Below are 20,337 nucleotides of genomic sequence, written 5' to 3' on the forward strand. Positions count from 1 at the left end.
AACATAGAACATAGAACATAGAACATAGAACCGCTTCTAAATCAGGAACACGCATGCACGCAGATGCCGACAGGGCAGACAACATCCTCCTGACCAACCTGGACGACCTGATCAACTGGGGGCGGGCCAACTCGCTCTGGCCCATGTTCTTCGGCCTCTCCTGCTGTTTCGTTGAAATGATGACCTCCTTCACCTCCCGCTACGATATCTCCCGCTTTGGCGCCGAGGTGCTGCGTGGCACTCCGCGGGAGGCGGACCTGATGGTCATTGCCGGCACAGTCTTCAAGAAGATGGCCCCCTCCATTCTCACCCTCTACGAACAGATGGCCGAGCCACGCTGGGTTATCTCCATGGGGAGTTGCGCCAATTCCGGCGGCATGTACGACGTCTACAGCGTTGTTCAGGGGGTGAACCAGATCCTGCCGGTGGATGTGTACGTGCCTGGCTGTCCACCGCGCCCCGAGGCCTTCATGCAGGGACTGCTGCTGCTCCAGGAGAAGATCCGCAACGACGAGAGACCGGCCCGGCCGGTGCTGCACCTGCAGGGTGGGAGCCAGGGGACTACAGCGCCGATCCTCGTGGATGGAATATCCAAATCCCGCGATACCCGTGGTCCCGGTTTGGAAGGAACATCAAAAAGGGGGACGTCGGTCAATCATCCCAAATTCTGGCTGTCCCGCTCCGACGAAATGTGGCGGCCTCCGGCAGAAAAGCATCCGTACCCGGATTTCGGGCTTGCCGGTGAACTGGAAGGACTTTTCGGCGAGCAGGTGAAGGTAGACCCTGATGCCACCGACATGCTTACCTATCGCTGTCCGCCGGAACTGGTGCCGGAGGTGCTGAGACACCTCAAAAAGCGCAGTGGCAATGCCTTTGCCCGCCTGGAGGATATTGCTGCCGTCGATGATTCATGTCGGAGGCAACGGGAGAAATTCCAGGATTTCACGGTCAACTACCACCTGCTCTGCTTTGACACCCCTGGCCACATCCGCATCAAAACAGAGATCTCCGGCGCGACGCCCCAACTGCCGACAGTGACAGGCCTCTTCCCCGCAGCCAACTGGTATGAGCGGGAAGTATTCGACATGTACGGCATCCACGTTGCCGGTCATCCCAATTTGCGCCGCATTCTCATGCCCGAGGAGTGGCAGGGGCACCCCCTGCGCAAGGAGCATCCGTTCCGCGCCACTGAGATGCCCGCCTATACCCTTGACGATGCCCGTAAGCTGCAGCCGCTGCCGGCGGGGGACTTCTTCGAACGGGTCGACGAGGAGACCCTCATCCTCAACCTGGGTCCCCAGCATCCCGGCACCCACGGCGTCATCCGCTTTATCCTCAAGCTCAATGGCGAGGAAATCGTCGATATGGATTCCAATATCGGCTTCCACCACCGGGGGGCGGAAAAGATGGGGGAGAGGCAGCATTGGAACCAGTACATTCCCTATACGGACCGCATCGATTACCTGGCCGGGGTGCAGAACAACCTGGCCTATGTGAACAGCGTCGAAAAACTTTGCAGCATCACCGTTCCCGATCGGGCGATCACCGTCAGGGTCATGCTGGCCGAGCTCTTCCGCATCGCCAGCCACCTGGTCTGGCTCGGTACCTTTGCCGCCGACATCGGCGCCATGACCCCGGTCTTCTACACCTTTACCGACCGGGAGAAGATCTTCGACATCGTCGAGATGATTACCGGCGGCCGCATGCATCCCGCCTGGTTCCGCATCGGCGGCGTGGTGGAAGATCTGCCTGAAGGGTGGGAGGCGCCGGTGCGGGAATTCCTGGCCTGGTTTCCCCCGCGGCTGAAGGAATATGAAGACCTCTTGAACGGCAACCCGATCTTTACCGCCCGGCTCAAGGGGGTGGGGGTAATTACGAGGGCAGAGGCTATGGAATGGGGTATCAGCGGCCCTAACCTGCGTGCCTGCGGCTTTGACTGGGATCTGCGCAAAAAGATGCCTTATGCCGGCTATGACCGTTTCGATTTCCAGGTGGCAGTGGCTGAGGGTGGGGATTGCTGGGCAAGGTACCTGGTGCGCCTGGAAGAGATGCGCCAGTCCCTGCGCATCGTTCGCCAGTGCCTGGAGAACATGCCGGGGGGGCGCTGGATCAGCGAAGAATACCGCTATGCCATTCCCCAGAAACCGGACACTCTCAATGATATAGAATCGCTGATCCATCACTTCGTCAACTCAACCCGTGGCATGACACCGCCCAGGGGGGAAACCTATGCGGCGATCGAAGCCCCCAAGGGAGAAAACGGCTATTTCGTCGTTTCCGACGGTATCAACATCCCCTACCGGGTGCGGATCAGGACGCCGAGCTTTCCACACATCCAGGCACTCCCTATCATGAGCAAGGGGTGGCTTTTGGCCGATTTTCTGGCCATTATCGGGTCCATTGATTTCGTGTTGGCCGACGTGGATAGATGAAAAAAACAAGCTTAACCCCTCCTGTCCTCTTTAGGCCCTGCGGGTCCCCTTGACTGAGGGGAGGGACGTGTGTTCCCCCTCTTAAGACTAAGAGGGGGGGAATTATGAAGGAACAGAATGATACCCGAATCGCTGAAAAAGGAACTTGCATCCCGAATCGCCCATGGGGTTACCCCGCGTGAGGCGGCAGTTGACGTGATGAAGGAGCTGCAACTCCACTATGGCTGGCTGACCGACGAGGCGGTTGTGGAGGCTGCCGGTTTGCTGGGCCTGTCGCCGCTACAGGTGGAGGAATTGGCCACCTTTTACGAAATGATCTATCGCCAGCCGGTGGGAAAGCAGGTCATCCACGTCTGCGACTCCATTTCCTGCTGGGCCATGGGTGGGGAAACGATGATGGCTCATCTGGCAGGACTTCTGGGGATAAAGCCGGGAGAAACCACGGCGGACGGACAATTTACCCTGCTCCCCTGTGCCTGCCTGGGCAATTGCGGCGACGGCCCGACCATGATGATTGGTGAGAAAATATACGGCAAGTTGACCGTACCCCTGTTGACCGAGATGATCGGCTGGTTTCGGGGGGCGGCAATAGAGACGCCGGACAGCCACTCAAGGAGCATGCCATGATCAGGATCAAAAGGATTTACGACCCCCCCGAGGCAACCGATGGCAGGCGGCTTTTGGTCGATCGTCTTTGGCCGCGGGGGCTGGCCAAGGAAAAGGCCCAGGTTGACGACTGGCTCAAGGAACTGGCCCCCAGCAGCGAGTTGCGTACCTGGTTCGGCCACGACCCAGCCAAATGGGAAGAATTTCGCCGCCGCTATGAAGAAGAGCTGCAGGGGCAAAGGGAACAACTGGCAAAGCTGCATGCCGAGTCGGAAAAACGAACGGTGACCCTGCTTTATGCGGCCAAGGACGAAGAGCATAACAATGCGGCGGTATTGAAGGAATTAGTCGGCAATGCCTGATGCTGAAAATCACCCTCCTCCTTGCCCCCTCCCATCGAGGGAGGGGGAACTGATGGAAGCTTAAGTTTGGGCATATTGCCTCCAAGGCAGCTATGGAACAGGTTCTTTTTCGACATAACCGGCCCGGCCGGGCAGCGACCTTTGCCGAGTATTGCGGTGACGGTGGATTCGAGGCTCTGAAGAAGGCGCTCGGGGGGCTGTCGCCGGACGACGTGCAGCAGATGGTTGTCGACTCGGGGCTGCGTGGCCGCGGCGGGGCCGGGTTTCCCACCGGCAAGAAGTGGTCCTTTGTCCCCCGCAATCTCCCCGGTCCCCGCTGGCTCATCTGCAACTGCGATGAAATGGAACCGGGCACCTACAAGGACCGGGTGCTGCTGGAGGCCAATCCCTATTCCCTCATCGAAGGCATCCTCCTTGCCTGCTATGCCATCGGCGTCCATCATGCCTTCATCTTCATCCGTCGTGGCTATGAAACCGCGGCGGCCAACCTTCGCCATGGGATTGCCGAGGCAGATAAGGCGGAATTCATCGGCGACAACATTATGGGGAGCGGCTTCAGCTGTGCCATCGATGTCCATGTTTCCGCCGGTCGTTATATCTGCGGCGAGGAAACGGCACTGATGAATGCCCTGGAGGGAAAACGGGCCAACCCGCGCTCCAAGCCCCCTTTTCCGGCAGTGAAAGGGTTGTGGGGCGGGCCGACGGTGGTGAACAACGTGGAGACCCTGTCGAATATCCCGGCGATTGTCGCGAAAGGTTCCGCCTGGTTCAAAGGTCTGGCGAAAGTGCCCGAGGCAGCAGGAACGAAGCTCTTCTGCATCAGCGGCCATGTGCGGAATACGGTCTGTGTGGAGCTTCCCATGGGGATGACCCTGGGGGAGATCATTGACGGGCCGTGCGGCGGCATGCTGCCCGGCAGGAAGTTCAAGGCCTGCATTCCCGGCGGCGCTTCCACCCCCTTTTTTACTGCCGATCACTTCGCCGTCCCCATGGATTTCGATGCCGTGGCCAAGGCGGGATCCCGGCTTGGCACCGGCGGCATTGTCGTCTTCGACGAAAACACCTGCATGGTCGGCGTCACCCTCAACCTGATCCGCTTTTTTGCCAGGGAATCGTGCGGCTGGTGTACCCCTTGTCGGGAAGGGCTTCCCTTCGTCCATGAGGTGTTGACCCGCATGGAACAGGGTCGGGGGAGGGAGGAGGACCTGGAGATATTGAGCGAGCATGTCCATTATCTGAACTATTCCTTCTGCGCCTTGGCCCCAGGAGCCATGGGCCCGGTGGAAGGATTGCTGCGCCTCTTCAAGGACGAGATCCGGGAACATATCAGGAAGAATGGCTGTCCCTTTAAGTGATGCGTTCACACCCCCACTCCCTTGATGGAGAGGGGCCTTTTTTAAAGTCAAACACACAGAATCCTATGCCGAAATTGACCATCGATAACATACCCGTTGAGGTGCCGGCCGGGACCAACGTCCTGGAAGCGGCCAGGCAGGTGGGCGTCTGGATTCCCCACTTCTGCTATCATCCCGCCCTGGGGAGTGTTGGTGCGTGCCGGCTTTGCGCCATGAAATTCCTGGAAGGGCCGGTGAAAGGGGTGCAGATGTCGTGCATGATCCCGGCCCAGGATGGCATGGTGGTTTCCACCACCGATGGCGAAGCGGCGAAGATGCGGCAAATGGTCATCGAGTGGCTGATGATCAACCACCCCCACGACTGCCCTGTCTGCGACGAGGGGGGCGAATGCCTGCTCCAGGACTACACCATCGCCGGCGGTCACGGTATCCGCCGCTACCGGGGAAAGAAGCGGACCTTCAACAACCAGTTCCTGGGGCCGTACATCGAACACGAGATGAACCGCTGCATTGAGTGCTACCGCTGCGCCCGCTTCTACCAGGATTTTGCCGGCGGAACAGATTTTGGCGTCATGGGGAGTGCCGGCCGGGTATATTTCGGCCGCTTCAGGGAGGGACAGTTGCAGTCCCCCTTTTCCGGCAATCTTGTCGATATCTGTCCTACCGGCGTTTTTACCGACAAGACGGCAAGGTTCCGCGCTCGTTACTGGGATTACGACATGGCTCCGTCCATCTGCCCCCACTGCTCCCTGGGCTGCAATACCATTCCGGCGGCCCGTTACCGGGAGCTGCTCAAGACCATGGCCCGCAGAAACGATGCCGTCAACGGCTGGTTCATCTGCGACCGGGGGCGGTTCGAAAAATACCCGGTCAACGACCCGGCCAGACCACGCGCTCCAGGCATAGACGGTGTGGAGGCAAGCTGGGATCAGGCGCTTGATGCACTTGTCCAGAGGCTCGGGGAGGTTACGGCACTGCACGGCCAGGGAAGTATCGCCGTCGTCGGTTCTCCCCGTCTTTCTCTGGAGGGGCTGGTAATGCTTCCCCTGCTGGCGGAAACAATGGGGAGCGGCAACTTCTGTTTTTTTACCGACAAAGATGAGTCAGACAAGGCTAAGGCGGCAGTCGAAAAACTTACTCTAGCCAATTCCGCCTCCATGGCCGATGTGCAGACTGCCGATGCAGTGGTCGTCATGGCCTGCGACCTGCTGACGGAAGGGGCGATGATGGCCCTGGCGGTACGCCAGGCATGGCGCAACGGAGCACGCGTCTTTCTTCTGAAGGCCAACGTTAGTGCACTGACGGCGGGGGTCGGCATTGTTGTCGAGGCGGTGGATTCCCTTTCTGCCATACCTTTTGCGGATTTCAAAAGACCGGTGGTGATCTGCGGTACCGCCCAGGCAGATACAGCCACCATCGAGAAGGCGGCCAATGCAGGCGCTAAAATTTCCTATATGCTTTCCGGAGCAAATGCCTTTGCCGCGGCACGCTTGTCATTGAAACATGGTGCCCGCGATCTGCAGACCGCCGTTGCCGGTGGAAAAATAAAGGGTATCATTGCCTTTGAGGCGGACCTGGCGGCAGACCTAGTGGAAAAACTTCCCTTTGTGGCCATTGCCGATTATATGCCTTCGGATCTCACCGGGAAAGCCTCAGTTTTTCTTCCCGCCACCACTACTATCGAAATGGACGGCACCTTCATCAATAACGAAGGGCGAGCCCAGCGCTTCAAAAAGGTGATGGAGCCCGGGCTGCCCATAAAAGGACTCGACCCGGCGCTCCACCCACCCCATGTGCACCGGTTGTCACCACCCGGTGGCGAAGTACGGCCGTCCTGGCAGATCATAGCCGCTCTGATAGAGCTCCTCAGCGGAGAGAAGATAGTAGAACCCCTTGTCGGGCAATGGGAGAAGCTGCGCGATCTGGATGCGGAAAACGGCGGCCTGAGCATATTATGATGGTGAATTACTGTGAACATTGATCCCCTGGACATACTGCTGATCGCGGCAAAGATCGGCGCCGTCTTCCTCGTCATCCTCACCACGGCGGCCTACCTGGTCTTTGCCGAACGACGCATCCTGGGCTGGATCCAGGACCGGAAGGGTCCGAACCGGGTCGGGCCCATGGGGCTTCTGCAGCCAGTGGCCGATGTGATCAAGATGCTGACCAAGGAAGACATGCTGCCTGCGGCGGCGGACAAATGGCTCTTTTACCTGGCTCCGGCCATGGCGGCAATTCCGGCCATCATGACCTTCGCCATCATTCCCTTCGGCGCACCGGTGACTCTCTTCGGCCGGCAGATCCCCATGCAGGTGGCTGATCTGCACGTTGGGATTCTTTTTTTCATGGCCCTTTCATCCATTGCCGTCTATGGCGTTGCCTTGGGGGGATGGGCCTCCAATTCCAAGTATGCCCTTCTCGGCAGCATCCGCGGTCTTGCCCAGCTCATCTCCTACGAGCTTTCCATGGGACTCTCGCTGGTGCCGGTAGTGATGCTCGCCCGCTCCTTTCGCCTTTCCGAGATCGTCAACGCCCAGGCAGGCGTCTGGTTCATAGTTTACCAACCATTGGCATTCGTCATCTTCCTCATCAGCATCATTGCCGAATGCAGGCGCATACCCTTCGACCTTCCCGAAGCGGAAGGGGAATTGGTGGCGGGTTTCCATTCCGAATACTCGGGAATGCGCTTCGGCCTGTTCTTCGTCGGCGAATATATCAACATCATCGTCCTCGGTGCCCTGGCCACAACCTTTTTCCTCGGGGGCTGGCACGGTCCACTGCTTCCGCCTGTCGTCTGGTTCTTCCTCAAGACCCTGGCGTTCACCTTCCTTTTTATCTGGGTACGCGGCACTTTGCCGCGGCTGCGCTACGACCAGCTCATGCATCTGGGATGGAAACTGCTGACGCCACTGGCGCTGGTCAACATTGTGGTAACCGGCTGGTACTTAACGCTTTCCGGGAGCTTCCGATATTAACCATTCAGATGTAAAAGGAGGAGATGCAATGAGTGAGAATTTGAATGAAATCGATGACCACGGGCACACTCCCCTGATTGAGGCGGCAAAATCAGGGGATGTGGGGGCAATCAAGGATCTTGTCAGCCGCGGGGCCGATCTCAATGCCAAGAGCAACAAAGGCAAAACGGCCCTTCATTACGCCGCAGCCAACGGCAGGGCCATTGCCATCAAGGAGCTCCTGGCGGCGGGGGCCGAAGTGGACCCGCGAGACCGGGAATGGCATACACCGCTGATGCTTGCCGCAATTTACGGCTGCAACGAATGTGTCCAGGATCTTTTGAGTTCCGGGGCGGATGTCAATGCCCGAACCCTGGCAGGCAACACAGCATATATTTATGCAGAAAGCAATGATCATCCGGACACTGCCGGGATACTTAAAAAGGTGTTGAGAGCCAAGCCCCATGCCATTGGGTAAAATGGCTTTGAAAAACTACTGCAGGGCCGATCTGCGGTGTTTTCACTCGCTCGGGCCTTGCATATCGGCCTCTTTAGGCCCTGTGGGTCCCATTACGTTTTTCAAAGCCATTTAAAGACTGTTGAGGAGATTCATGTCTGTCTTTGCGGACATAAAAGCGCTGTCGCTCGGCCTGTGGACCACCTGGAAGCACATCTTCCGCAAGCCGGTGACCATCCAGTATCCGGAGGAAAAACGGACGCCCTATCCCCGCTTCCGGGCGCGGATCGTCCTCACCCGTGACCCGGACGGCGGCGAACGCTGCGTGGCCTGTTACCTCTGTTCTGCTGCCTGCCCGGTGGACTGCATCTCCATGCAGTCGGTGGAAGGTCCCAACGGGCGGCGCTATGCCGAGTGGTTCCGCATCAATTTCGCCCGCTGCATTTACTGCGGCCTCTGCGCCGAGGCCTGCCCGACCCTGGCCATCCAGATGACCACCGACTACGAGTTCTGCAAGCGGGACATCATGGAGATGATTTACGAGAAGGAAGACCTGCTCATCGACGGCTGCGGCAAGGACGATAGCTACAATTTCTACCGCCATGCGGGGATTGGCGTGGTCAACCCACGGGGGGGCAATGTGGATGAGGAACCAACCGTGGACCCGCGGGGGTTATTACCCTGATTTGTAGGGGCGGCCCCGCGTGGCCGCCCTCACTACCCATACAGAACACCAGGGCAACCACACGGGGTTGCTCCTACAGGATTGACTCACCATGGAACAGGCACTCTTCTACATCCTGGCGGCGGTGACGGTCGTTGCCACCATTTTTGCCATTACCGAAAAGCATGCGGTGCATGCCATCGTCTACCTGGTTACCTCGTTCTTTGCCCTGGCGGTGATCTTCTTCCTGCTCAGTGCGCCGCTGGTGGCGGTTTTCGAGGTCATCATCTATGCCGGTGCCATCATGGTGCTGTTCATGTTCGTCATAATGATGTTGGACCTGAGCCACCCGGAAAAGATCGGCCTGCCGCGCTTTGCCCACTGGTGGCCGGCCATCCTTCTTGGGGGAATCATCCTGGCAGCTTTCATCACACTGGTTATGGCCCGTCAGCAGGCAGTGCCGGGGGAGGTGGCAGAAATCGGCATCCGCGACTTTAGCCGCACCCTTTTCCAGAAGTACGGCATTGCCGTGGAGATTATTTCCATGCAGCTCCTCTTTGCCCTGGTGGGTGCGCTATATCTCGGGAGGCGCAGGTGAAAAAATATAGTTCGATGTTCGAAGTTTAAGGTTCGAGGTTAAACGGAATGATCGTGCCCCTGTTGCATATCCTGATTTTGGCTGGCATTCTCTTCGTCCTTGGCCTGGTCTGCACCATGGTCTGGCGAATGAATATCATCATGATGCTGATCGGCATCGAGATCATGCTCAATGCGGCCATGCTCGCCTTCGTCGGCGCTGCCAACCGCTGGGGGACAGCCGACGGTCAGGTCTTCTCCCTGATGATCATGGCCATGACCTCCGCCGAGGTGTCACTGGCCCTGGCGCTGGTGGTCTACCTGCACCGGTGGCGGAAAACCGTTAATGCGGATGACTTCAACAGCATGAAAGGCTGACGATTTGAAACTCTACCTGGCCCTCATAATCCTGCTGCCCCTGATTGGGGGAATAATCAATGCCGTCGTAGGCAGCAAACTGCCCCGCCGCATATCTGAGCTGCTCGCCTGCGGTGTGGTCTGGGGGTCTTTTGTCTGCAGCCTGCTAGCCTATGGTGCTTACCAGACCCCCACAACCGTCAAGCTTGCTTCCTGGCTAGCCGCATTCGATTTCGAGGCACCCATCAGCCTCTACCTGGACCCGCTGGCGCTGGTCATGGTGCTGATGATCACCTTCGTCTGCGGCCTGATTCACGTTTACTCCGTCGGCTACATGGCCGGTGATCCCGATTACGTCCGTTACTTCGCCCTGCTCAACCTGTTCGTCTTCGCCATGCTGGTGCTGGTGCTGGCGGAGAACCTGCCGTTACTTTATCTGGGGTGGGAGGGGGTCGGCTTCTGTTCCTACGCCCTGATTGGCTTCTGGTATCGGGAGGAGAAAAACGCCACTGCCGGACGCAAGGCCTTCATCGTCACCCGCATCGGCGATACCGCCTTCGGCATTGCCATTTTCTGGATGTTCCAGCTCTTTCACACCGTATCCATTACCGAATTGAACGGTCTCGGTTTCCTGATGCCGGTCGGTGTCATCACCGCCTTGGGGTTGCTGCTGCTTTTCGGGGCCATGGGCAAGTCGGCCCAGCTGCCGCTCATGGTCTGGCTTCCCGATGCCATGGCCGGCCCGACCCCTGTCTCTGCCCAGATCCACGCAGCCACCATGGTCACCGCCGGGGTCTACCTCCTGGCCCGGATGTTTCCGCTCATCGGAATGTCAACAACGGTGCAGGCAGCCATCGCCCTCACCGGCGCCCTGACCGCCTTTTACGCGGCCACCTGTGCTCTGGCCCAGCGGGACCTGAAACGCATCCTCGCCTATTCCACCATCAGCCAGATCGGCTATATGATGCTCGGCGTCGGCTGTGGCGCCATCTCCGCCGCCACCTTCCATCTCCTCGTTCATGCCTTTTTCAAGGCACTGCTCTTCCTCGCCGCCGGCTGCGTCATAGCCACAATGCACCATGAACAGGACATTTTCCGCATGGGGGGCTTGCGCAGTCGCCTGCCGCTCACCTTCTGGCCCTTTCTCGCCGGTGCCGCCTGCCTGGCCGGTATTCCCCTCACCGGCGGATTTTTCAGCAAGGATTCCATTCTCCTGGCGGCCTGGGAGAAGGGGGGAACCCTGTATGGCGGGCTCTACATCCTGGGGCTTGTGACGGCGCTCATTACCTCCATCTACACCTTTCGCATGGTCTATCTGGTCTTTGGCGGCAGCACCCATCACCTCCCCCCCCTAGAAAAAGGGGGGACAGGGGGGATTTATTCTGCAGTTTCACATAAAATCCCCCTCTATCCCCCTTTGTCAAAGGGGGAGGGCTTTGTACAGCCGCCGCGGGTAATGGAGCTGATGCTCATTCCCCTGGCGATCCTGGCCCTGTGCGGCGGACTGCTCAATCTGCCTGCCTACCTGGGTCCCGGCTGGCTGGAAGACTTTCTTTCCGGCACGGTAAGCAAGGAATCGGCTGGGGCGGGACACGCCATTGAACTGGTGCTGCAGGCAGTCGCCACGGTCGCGGCTCTGGCAGGCCTTGCCGTTGCCCATATGCGTTATGGGAAGAGGCGGGACCGGGTTATTGCCGCTGCTGCGCAACCGGAAAGCGGCCTCAACGCCTTTCTCCTCAGGGGCTGGTATGCGGATGATCTTTACCGCCTGCTGTTCGTCCGCCCCTATAAGGCGTTGGCGGGCATATTGTGGCAACGGATTGACGAAGGGGTCATAGACGATGCCCTGGACCGGCTGGCGGAGATCCTGGGGCGGGTGGGAAGGGACGTGGGGTGCTGGACCACCGGCCAAGTCTCTCTGTACATCATTAGTTTCGCTGCCGGGGGCGCCCTGATTCTCGGATACCTGGCATGGGTGGTGTGGTGATGGCCGAGCTGCCGTTGCTCTCCATACTGGTCTTCCTCCCCCTGGTCGGGGGGCTCTGTCTGCTGCCTTTCGGGCAGCAGCACCGGATAGCCAGGATCATCGCCATTGCCACGGCTCTGGCTGAACTGCTCATCTGCGTCATGCTCCTTCTCTCCGTCGGATCGGTTACCAATGCCGTTCCCGGCTTAGCTTTGCTGCTGGTGGAGGACTACCCCTGGATCGATCGTCTCGGCATCCGCTATACCCTTGGCCTGGACGGCATCAGCCTTTTGATGGTGCTTCTGACCTCCCTTATCACTCTTATGGCCATGCTCGTTTCCTGGCGCAGCATAAAGGATCGGGTGGCGCTGCACTATGCCACGATTCTCATCATGGAAACCGGCATCATGGGGGTCTTTCTCTCCCTGGACCTGGTTCTCTTCTACCTGTTCTGGGAGGTGATGCTGATTCCCATGTTCCTGCTCATCGGCATCTGGGGGCACGGGCGGCGCATCTATTCGGCGGTGAAGTTCTTCCTCTACACCCTTGCCGGATCGCTGCTCATGCTCCTGGCGATCATCGCCCTTTATCTCATCCACGGCGCCCAGAGCGGCAGCTATACCTTTGCCCTGCCGGCGCTGCTCCAGACCCGTATTGAGCCCACCACAGCCGGATGGCTCTTCGCCGCTTTCCTCCTGGCTTTCGCCATCAAGGTACCACTTTTCCCCGTCCATACCTGGCTTCCCGATGCTCATACCGACGCCCCCACCGCAGGCAGCGTAATCCTGGCGGGGCTGCTCCTGAAAACCGGCGCCTACGGACTGATCCGATTCGGTTTTCCGCTTTTTCCACAGGCAGCGAAGGCAAGCGCAACGCTGCTTTTTACCCTGGCAATAATCGGCATCATTTACGGCTCGTGGGTCGCCTATGCCCAACGGGACATGAAGCGGCTGGTGGCCTATTCCAGCGTCGGCCACATGGGCTTCGTTGCTTTAGGGATCGCCGCGTGGACGCCCCTGGCCCTCTCCGGCGCAATCCTGCAGATGGTCAACCACGGCATCACCACCGGGGCGCTCTTTGCCCTGGTTGGGATGCTGGACGAGCGGACCGGCACCAGGGAAATCGATGCTTACGGCGGATTATGGGGGAAAATCCCCATGCTCTCCTTTTTCTTCCTTTTCTTTGCCATGGCTTCTGCAGGGCTCCCCGGCCTGAACAACTTCGCCGGGGAATTCATCATTCTTACGGGTACTTTCCCCATAGCTCCGTGGGCCGTTGCCGTCGGCTTTTTCGGCGTAGTGCTCGGGCTCGTCTACCTGGTGCGCCTGGTGCAGGAGGTGCTCTTTGTCCGGGAGCGGCAGGCTCTGACCCTGCCTGACCTGTCCCTGCGCGAGGGCGCGCTTCTTACGGTGCTGGCGCTGATGGCGCTGTATCTGGGCGTCCATCCCGGCCCGGTACTGGAACTGGTACAGGCGCCGGTGCAGTTGTTGACCGTAGGGGGGGGGCCATGACCACCTTCGACCTGTGGAGTGTCATGCCCCTGGCCATCCTGGCCTTAGGTGCCCTGCTCATCCTCATCATCGGTGCTGTCAGGCCTGGGGGCCATTGCACCGGCCTCGGCGTTGTCGCTACCCTCGGCGCCGCCGTCTGGACCGTGGTCATGCCGCCGATACCCGCTTCACCAACACTGGGCATCGTCTTTGGCCCCTTTGCCCGCTTCTTCAGTACGCTATTCCTCCTGGCTGCCGCCGTGACCCTGCTCCTTTCCCACCAGTACAACAGGGAACGCCGCATCCAGGGTGAAGAATATCCGGCGACGGTGCTTTTTGCCGCCTTCGGCATGGTAACGGTCAGCGCCTCCACCAACCTCCTTACCCTGTTCCTCGGTGTCGAGGCCATGACTTTCGCCTTTTACATCCTCGTTGCCATGGACCTGAACAGTACCGGATCAGCGGAGGCGGGTCTCAAGTACCTCCTGCTCGGCGCCATTTCCGCTGCCTGCATCGCCTTCGGCATCGCTCTCCTCTATGCTGCGGCAGGGACCCTGGATACGCGGGAGGTGGCCCGACTGACCCTTGGAGGAGGCTCCGATCCCCTTGCCCTTGCCGGTTGGGGACTGCTCCTCACCGGCATCGCCTTCAAGATTTCCCTGGTTCCGGCCCATCTCTGGACCCCCGACGTTTACCAGGGGGCGCCCACACCGGTCGTCGCCTTCCTTTCCACCGCCTCCAAAGGTGCGGCCATTGCTTTCCTCCTCCTGCTCCTCTTGGGGGGCGACGGATTTAAGGCCCTCCATGGGCCGCTCTGGTGGCTGTCGCTACTTTCCATGGTGGTTGGTAACCTGGCGGCGCTGCTGCAGTCCAACGTCAAGCGGATGCTGGCCTATTCTTCCATCGCCCAGATGGGCTACGTGGTGCTGGCGCTTTTGACCGGAACGGAGGATGGCTTTACGGCGGTCATCTTCTATGTGGTGGCCTACACGGCCATGAACTTGGCGGCATTCGGGGCTGTGGCAGTTCTTTGCCGGGGGGAGGCGGGGGAGGAGATCGGCGATCTGCAGGGGATGGGTTACGGCAGGCCGTTTCCGGCGGCGGTGCTGGCCCTGGCCATGTTTGCCCTGGCCGGGATTCCTCCCACCGCGGGATTTATCGGCAAGTTTTTCATTTTCTACTCAGCCTTCAGGGGGGGCGAGATTCCCCTGGCCGTCATAGGCATTCTCACGGCCGCAACCTCGGCCTTCTACTACCTGCGGGTGGTGGTCAACCTCTACATGCACGCTGCAGTCTCGCCGGGCAACGGCAAGATCTCCGCCACCGAATCCCTCGCCCTTGCCGCTTCGGCGGCAGCCGTGTTCGCCATCGGCATCTATCCCCCTCCGCTACTCCAGGTAATCGGCAAACTCATCCCCTGAATCCCCGGTAATCAATGCGGCAGGAAACAGGGCAACCAGATACCCCCCTGCATCCTGAGCTGCCCATGGTTCTCTCGAAAAAAATTAAATCTTGTTTTATCTAGAAAACTAACTAAAATAATCATCTTAATTAATAGAAAAATTAATTTATCCGGCTTGTCCAATGTCAGGTGACTCAGTTTTGCTCTTGAGGATGTACAGAACAGCGCTTGCAATCGTCTTTGCGCTGCTTGTTTCTCTTGGCAGCGGATGCGGTGGGGCAGGAAAAACTCCCCAAGCCCACAGGGGGGTGCTCGATCTTTCCACCGTGCAATGGCCCATTTCAACCATCATACCCCTTGATGGCCAATGGGAATTCTATTGGAAACAGCTGCTGTCTCCCGATGATTTCCATAGAGTCTCTCCCCCGGCACCCTCTGCCCATATCTCGCTACCCGACCCATGGAACAACCTCTTCATCCAAGGGGAAAATATCGGCCCACGCGGCTATGCCACTTACCGCCTGGTGGTGGTCCTGCCGGGGAAAGGGGAACGGGAGCTTGCGCTCAAGCTTGCCGATATTTGTTCCGCCTACAGGCTTTGGGCAAACGGCAAGCTTATCGCCGAAGGGGGTAGGATAGGGAAGGACGCCGCCGGGGAAATTCCGAACCAATCCTTTCGCCAGCCCCGCCTCCGCGTGACCGGAGATTACGTGGAGTTAGTCCTCCAGGTGTCCAATTATCATTACTACCAGGCAGGAGTCGTCAATCCCATCCAGATTGGCCCGGTGGAGAAGGTTGAGGCGGCCCGCTTCAGGCAGTTGGGGGGAGTCCTCTTCTGCGCCGGCAGTCTGTTGATCATGGGCATCTACCATATTGCCATCTTCGCCTTTCGCAGAAGGGATGCGGCTCCCCTTTACTTCGGCGTCTACTGTCTTTGCTGGGTGGGAAACATACTGACCTCCAATGCGAACGGCTGGGTTGCCGGTCTTTTCACCGGCGGTTTACCCGATGCATCCATTTACGTGATCGACACCCTCTGCTTCGTGATAACGGTCGCTGTTTGCTACAGTTTTCTACGGACGCTCTATCCCGAAGAATTCAACCGGTATATTTCCTATGGGGCATGGTGCCTGGCCCTGATCTACTTGGTAATGGGGTTTGTCCTCCCAGCCATTACCGTTTCCTCAGGCCTCCCCGCCTATTATATTTATTCCATTCTGTTGATCGCATACAGCCTGTTCAGGCTCGGCGCTGCATTGGGGAACGACCGGGAGGGGGCCTTCTTCATTTTCATCGGCATCATGGTTCTCGGCGGGGCCGGTATCAACGACATGCTGCTCGACATGGGCGCGATTCACTCCGTGTACCTGGGACACATGGGGCTGTTCGTGTTGATCCTGTTCCAGGCGATGGCCCTGTCGCTGAGGTTTTCCCGTGCATTTTCGTGGGTGGAACAGTTGTCCGACGAACTGGCGGAGAAGAACCTGACCCTGGAAGAAGGGCTTGCGGAGAGAAACCGCCTGGAGCGGAAGATCATCCAGATCAGCGAGGATGAGCGCCGCAGCCTGAGCCACCACCTGCACGACGGTCTGTGTCAGCAACTTACCGGCGCCAGGCTGCTTTTTTCGGTATTGGGTAAGAATTTAGCCGGAGCCAAGGGTGTGAAGCCCGATATGCAGCGACTCTCGTCTCTTTTGGAAGAGTCGGTCAACCAGGCCTACGACCTTTCCCGCGGGCTCTGGCCGGTGGAGCACGATCCCCACGGTGTCAGTCCTTCCCTTGAAGAGCTGGTCCGGCGCCTGGGCGAGTCCAACGGCATCGACATTCAGTTCCGCCAGGAAAGGGGGTGTGCAAAATGCACCAATACCGATGTCACCCAAATGTACCGGATAGCTCAGGAAGCGGTTACCAATGCGGTCAAGCATGCCCGGGCGCAAAAAATCACGGTCACCCTCGACTGCGCCGATCGCACCACGATTTCACTGGCGGTGGAGGACAATGGTATCGGCAGAGCTAAAGCATCCATGGGCAAGAGTGGGCTCGGTATGGGAATAATGTCTTATAGGGCGGGCATTATTGGCGGCAACCTGACTGTCACGGATGCCGTAGGGGGAGGGACACTGGTTTCCTGCACTGCGGTATGCGAACAACATGCGGAGGTGATTTCCAATGGGTTTTAGAAAAAAAGCAGCCAGCATCTTCCTGATCGACGACCATCCCGCAGTAAGACAGGGATTGAAGCTGCTTCTTTCCCAGGAAGGCCACTCCATTAGTGGAGAAGCCGGTTCCCATGCCGAGGTGGCTTCCCTTCTGGCTTCCTCCCATGCCGATGTGGCGCTTCTGGATCTGTCCCTAAGCGAAGAAAGCGGCCTGGGTCTGATTAGCGGAATACGAAATGCCGGTATTGCAGTTCTTGTCTATTCCATGCATGAAGATCCGGATAGCATCGAGAAAGCCTTTACCGCCGGGGCCGACGGCTACGTCACCAAGCGGGAAATGGCCGAAGCGCTCCTGACCGCAGTATCGGACCTTGTGGCCGGTAAGCGGCATATCAGCCCCAGGGCGGCCCAGAGCCTGGCGAGCAGGGCCGTAGATCACCCCGAGCAGGGCCGGGAGAGGCTTCTCAGTGATCGCGAAAAAGAAGTATTGGTAAAACTTGCCCTGGGAGAAACAAATGGGGACATAGCCGCATTCTTCGGCATCAGTGTCCGCACGGTGGAGTCATATTTTTCGCGCATTATAGCCAAGCTCGGCCTTGCGGGAATGAAGGAGCTGAGACGCCATGCCATAACCAGAAACCACCGGTAGTAGATTCCTTCCCGATTTTTCCCTTCCTGCTTATCCTCCTGTAGGGGGATTCCCCCACAAAAAAACAGTATTTCCCCGTACATACAACGGTCCTGGGCGTGTTGTATAATGAGAGCCCATTAGACAGAGCGACCAGCAGCAAAGGAGGACCGGGTATGGGGATCATGTCCCATCGCGCCGGTCATTCAGGTTTTGTTTCATGGAGATTCTTAAAAAACCGAAAAATTCTGATGCAGCCTCCACGGTGGTGCGCCGGCAAGGCCAACGTTTTCCGCGCAGGGGGACCAGATGATTAAGGACGGTCAGATAGCCCTTCGATCCATAGGCGAAGGAGACCTGGAATTCCTCCTCCTGCTCTACGCATCGACCCGGGAGCCGGAGAAGGCGATGGTGGCCTGGCCGGACGAGCAGTGGGACCAGTTCATGCGGATGCAGTTCTCCCTGCAGCATGCCCAGTACATGAAGAACTACGAAAATCCCAGCTTTGACGTCATCCTGGTGAACGGCGTTCCGGCGGGGCGACTCTACGTCAATCGCAAAGCGGACGACTGCCGGTTGATCGACATCGCCCTCTTGCCGGAGTTCCATGGGCGGGGCATTGCCGGGTCGCTCATCGGGTTGTTGCTGCAAGAAGCCGATGAAAACGGTACCTCGGTCAGCCTGCACGTGGAAAAGAACAACCCGGTCCGCGACTATTATCTGCGGCTCGGGTTCAATGTCGCAGAAGACAAGGGGGTCTACGACTTCATGGTCCGCCCCGTTGGGGGCAAGGACCGTCGGTCGGGGGCAGTTTGAATCGGCAGTTGGAAGGGAGCAGGAGGAGCCTATGACAAAACTGAAAAAAGAGGATTTCGAACCCCATCTGGCAACTGTTTTCCAGGTTTTGCCGTCCGGCATGGAGCCGGTTCCAGTGGAACTGGTCCAGGTGGAGGATAAAAGTTCGGCAGCCCTGGAAGTATTCTCCCTGATGTTCAAGGGGAGCACGGACAATGTCTTTCACCATGACACTCACCGGGTGCGCCATGGGGTCATGGGGGAACTGGAAATTTTCCTGGGGCCGGTGCACACCGGCAAGTTGGATGCTGTCTACTACCAGGCGATCTTCAGTTCGCCACGGGGGTGATTGCCGCAACGGCAGGATGTGATGCACCAGATGTGATGCAGGTCGCGGGAGAAGATATATCTTCCAAAAAGAAGGAGGAAAAGGATGAGTGATCAGTTTATCGGAGAAATCAGGATGTTCGGGGGGAACTTTGCCCCTGTGGACTGGGCACTGTGCGACGGCAGCACGTTGCAGATCAGCCAGTACGACGTGCTCTATGCAGTGATCGGCACGTACTTCGGCGGGGATGGGATCACTAACTTCAAGCTCCCCGATTTCAGGGGGCGAATCCCGGTGCACATGGGAACGGGGCAGGGGTTGACGCCGAGGGGGATCGGCAATGCTTTCGGCACCGAGCAGGAGACGCTGCAGGTTGCCCACATCCCGGCCCATAACCATGTCGTCAGCGTCGGCGCCAACGCAACCACTGCCGCTCCGGCCGGTAACTATCTGGGGAACAGCTCCAATTTCAGCCTGTATTCAACTGCTGCCGCGGACTCCCTCTTAAATCAAGACACAGTGGGGTTTTTCCCGGCCGCTCCTGCCCAGCCCCACTCCAATATGATGCCCAGTCTGTGCGTGAATTTCATTATTGCCACCAACGGGTACTATCCCCAGAGACCTTAGGACAAAAGGAGAATTTCATGGCAGAACCATTTCTCGGCGAAATCCGGCTGTTCGGCTTCAACTTCGCCCCCGTCGGGTGGGCGACCTGTGATGGTCAAATAATGCAGATCACTCAAAACCAGGCGCTGTACGCCCTGCTCGGCACGACCTACGGCGGCAACGGCACCACAACCTTCAACCTCCCCGACTTTCAGGGCCGGACCCTGCTGCACGCCAACGCCACCTATGGCGAAGGGAAAGCCGGCGGCGTAGAGACGGTCGCCCTGGCGACAACCTCGGAGCTGCCGGTCCATAACCATGTGTTGGCAGCCAATACAGGTCCCGGCGGGTCCAACGTACCCCAAGGAAATATTCTGGCGGCGACGCAGAGCCCTGACAATACCAAAACAGCCTACGCAACGGCAAAGGCGACGCCGGTGGCCAATCTGGCGGGAGGCACGCTCTCTCCGGCCGGTGGTTCTGCCGGCCACAACAACGTGCAGCCGTCGCTGACAGTTAACTTCTGCATCGCCCTGACGGGGCTCTGGCCCCCTAGAAACTGACCACAAGGAGAGAATTATATGGCAGATCCATTTATCGGAGAAATCCGTGCCTTTGCCTTTACCTATGCCCCCTATGGCTGGGCCACCTGCGACGGACAGATCATGAACGTTCAGCAGAATACGGCACTGTTTTCCATAATCAGTAACACCTATGGCGGTGATGGCAGAACCACCTTCGGCCTGCCGAACCTGTCCGGACGGGCACCCATGGGCTTCGGCACCGGGCCGGCGCTGACCCCCCAGACTTTGGGCCAGTCACTGGGCGAAGCCTCGGTATCGCTGGCAACCAACAACTTTCCCCCCCATACCCACGGTTTCAATGCGGTGTCCAATACCACTGCTACACTGGCGACAGCAGCCGACAGCTATGTGGCAAAGGCGCCGTCATCGGGAAAGCCTCCTGTCACCACCAACTCATTCCAGCCGTCGGCCTCCGCAGGGACCCAGTTGGCGGCAGATGCCGTCCTACTGGCAGGAACTGCGCCCGGAACAATGCCGCACAAGAACATGCAGCCCTACCTGCCGGTTCTGCTCTGTATCGCCCTTAGCGGCATATACCCGGCCAGACCTTAACAGGAACATTCGGTAACCGGAGAGAGAACGGCACGTTCTCTCTCCGGTTACACCTGACGACGGA

At 58.6% G+C, this 20,337-nt stretch carries 20 protein-coding genes; all 20 read left to right on the forward strand.

Going from position 1 to position 20,337, the window contains the following annotated elements; translation table 11 throughout:
* The first annotated feature begins 53 nt into the window (after window positions 1-53).
* The 20 genes from GEOB_RS06305 (at window position 54) to GEOB_RS06400 (ending at window position 20,273) form a co-directional block, all read left to right on the forward strand.
* On the forward strand, window positions 54-2,432 hold the full coding sequence (locus GEOB_RS06305) for an NADH-quinone oxidoreductase subunit B/C/D (RefSeq protein ID WP_012646352.1): 2,379 nt from the start codon (window positions 54-56) through the stop codon (window positions 2,430-2,432).
* A gap of 117 nt (window positions 2,433-2,549) precedes the next feature.
* Entirely contained in the window at window positions 2,550-3,059 is a 510-nt protein-coding gene (gene nuoE, locus GEOB_RS06310; protein ID WP_012646353.1) for an NADH-quinone oxidoreductase subunit NuoE, read from the forward strand.
* The gene (locus tag GEOB_RS06315) at window positions 3,056-3,400 is read left to right on the forward strand and encodes a DUF488 domain-containing protein (protein ID WP_012646354.1); all 345 of its coding nucleotides are present in this window, start codon (window positions 3,056-3,058) and stop codon (window positions 3,398-3,400) included. Before nuoE ends, GEOB_RS06315 begins: the two co-directional genes overlap by 4 nt.
* Window positions 3,401-3,492: 92 nt before the next feature.
* Window positions 3,493-4,755 (forward strand): NADH-quinone oxidoreductase subunit NuoF, encoded by a 1,263-nt coding sequence (gene nuoF / locus GEOB_RS06320; RefSeq protein WP_012646355.1) that lies wholly within the window; start codon window positions 3,493-3,495, stop codon window positions 4,753-4,755.
* A gap of 65 nt (window positions 4,756-4,820) precedes the next feature.
* Entirely contained in the window at window positions 4,821-6,713 is a 1,893-nt protein-coding gene (gene nuoG, locus GEOB_RS06325; RefSeq protein ID WP_012646356.1) for an NADH-quinone oxidoreductase subunit NuoG, read from the forward strand.
* A 12-nt stretch (window positions 6,714-6,725) separates the two neighbouring features.
* Complete coding sequence (gene nuoH, locus GEOB_RS06330) at window positions 6,726-7,730, forward strand: NADH-quinone oxidoreductase subunit NuoH (protein WP_012646357.1); 1,005 nt, start codon at window positions 6,726-6,728, stop codon at window positions 7,728-7,730.
* Between the two features lie 28 nt (window positions 7,731-7,758).
* Window positions 7,759-8,187, forward strand: a complete 429-nt coding sequence (locus tag GEOB_RS06335; RefSeq protein ID WP_012646358.1) for an ankyrin repeat domain-containing protein — start codon at window positions 7,759-7,761, stop codon at window positions 8,185-8,187.
* A 133-nt stretch (window positions 8,188-8,320) separates the two neighbouring features.
* A complete protein-coding gene (gene nuoI / locus GEOB_RS06340; RefSeq protein ID WP_012646359.1) occupies window positions 8,321-8,851 on the forward strand; it encodes an NADH-quinone oxidoreductase subunit NuoI in 531 nt (176 codons plus the stop codon).
* Window positions 8,852-8,942: 91 nt separating this feature from the next.
* Window positions 8,943-9,428, forward strand: coding sequence for an NADH-quinone oxidoreductase subunit J family protein (locus tag GEOB_RS06345; RefSeq protein ID WP_012646360.1), 486 nt, complete (start codon window positions 8,943-8,945; stop codon window positions 9,426-9,428).
* Between the two features lie 47 nt (window positions 9,429-9,475).
* Window positions 9,476-9,784, forward strand: coding sequence for an NADH-quinone oxidoreductase subunit NuoK (nuoK, locus tag GEOB_RS06350; RefSeq protein ID WP_012646361.1), 309 nt, complete (start codon window positions 9,476-9,478; stop codon window positions 9,782-9,784).
* Between the two features lie 4 nt (window positions 9,785-9,788).
* The gene (gene nuoL / locus GEOB_RS06355; protein WP_012646362.1) at window positions 9,789-11,750 is read left to right on the forward strand and encodes an NADH-quinone oxidoreductase subunit L; all 1,962 of its coding nucleotides are present in this window, start codon (window positions 9,789-9,791) and stop codon (window positions 11,748-11,750) included.
* Window positions 11,750-13,240: a complex I subunit 4 family protein gene (locus GEOB_RS06360; RefSeq protein ID WP_012646363.1), complete on the forward strand. Its 1,491-nt coding sequence runs from the start codon at window positions 11,750-11,752 to the stop codon at window positions 13,238-13,240. Before nuoL ends, GEOB_RS06360 begins: the two co-directional genes overlap by 1 nt.
* Window positions 13,237-14,640, forward strand: coding sequence for an NADH-quinone oxidoreductase subunit N (locus tag GEOB_RS06365; RefSeq protein ID WP_012646364.1), 1,404 nt, complete (start codon window positions 13,237-13,239; stop codon window positions 14,638-14,640). The genes GEOB_RS06360 and GEOB_RS06365 overlap by 4 nt, the downstream gene beginning before the upstream one ends.
* A gap of 193 nt (window positions 14,641-14,833) precedes the next feature.
* A complete protein-coding gene (locus GEOB_RS06370) occupies window positions 14,834-16,801 on the forward strand; it encodes a sensor histidine kinase (protein ID WP_012646365.1) in 1,968 nt (655 codons plus the stop codon).
* The gene (locus GEOB_RS06375) at window positions 16,791-17,429 is read left to right on the forward strand and encodes a response regulator transcription factor (RefSeq protein ID WP_012646366.1); all 639 of its coding nucleotides are present in this window, start codon (window positions 16,791-16,793) and stop codon (window positions 17,427-17,429) included. Before GEOB_RS06370 ends, GEOB_RS06375 begins: the two co-directional genes overlap by 11 nt.
* A 288-nt stretch (window positions 17,430-17,717) precedes the next feature.
* A complete protein-coding gene (locus GEOB_RS06380) occupies window positions 17,718-18,224 on the forward strand; it encodes a GNAT family N-acetyltransferase (RefSeq protein ID WP_012646367.1) in 507 nt (168 codons plus the stop codon).
* A 31-nt stretch (window positions 18,225-18,255) separates the two neighbouring features.
* Window positions 18,256-18,552, forward strand: a complete 297-nt coding sequence (locus GEOB_RS06385; RefSeq protein WP_012646368.1) for a DUF6916 family protein — start codon at window positions 18,256-18,258, stop codon at window positions 18,550-18,552.
* Window positions 18,553-18,636: 84 nt separating this feature from the next.
* Complete coding sequence (locus tag GEOB_RS06390) at window positions 18,637-19,158, forward strand: phage tail protein (RefSeq protein ID WP_012646369.1); 522 nt, start codon at window positions 18,637-18,639, stop codon at window positions 19,156-19,158.
* A gap of 17 nt (window positions 19,159-19,175) precedes the next feature.
* Entirely contained in the window at window positions 19,176-19,700 is a 525-nt protein-coding gene (locus GEOB_RS06395; protein ID WP_012646370.1) for a phage tail protein, read from the forward strand.
* A gap of 18 nt (window positions 19,701-19,718) precedes the next feature.
* Entirely contained in the window at window positions 19,719-20,273 is a 555-nt protein-coding gene (locus GEOB_RS06400) for a phage tail protein (RefSeq protein ID WP_012646371.1), read from the forward strand.
* The last annotated feature ends 64 nt before the right edge of the window (window positions 20,274-20,337 follow it).

The organism is Geotalea daltonii FRC-32, from assembly GCF_000022265.1.
Lineage (GTDB): Bacteria > Desulfobacterota > Desulfuromonadia > Geobacterales > Geobacteraceae > Geotalea > Geotalea daltonii.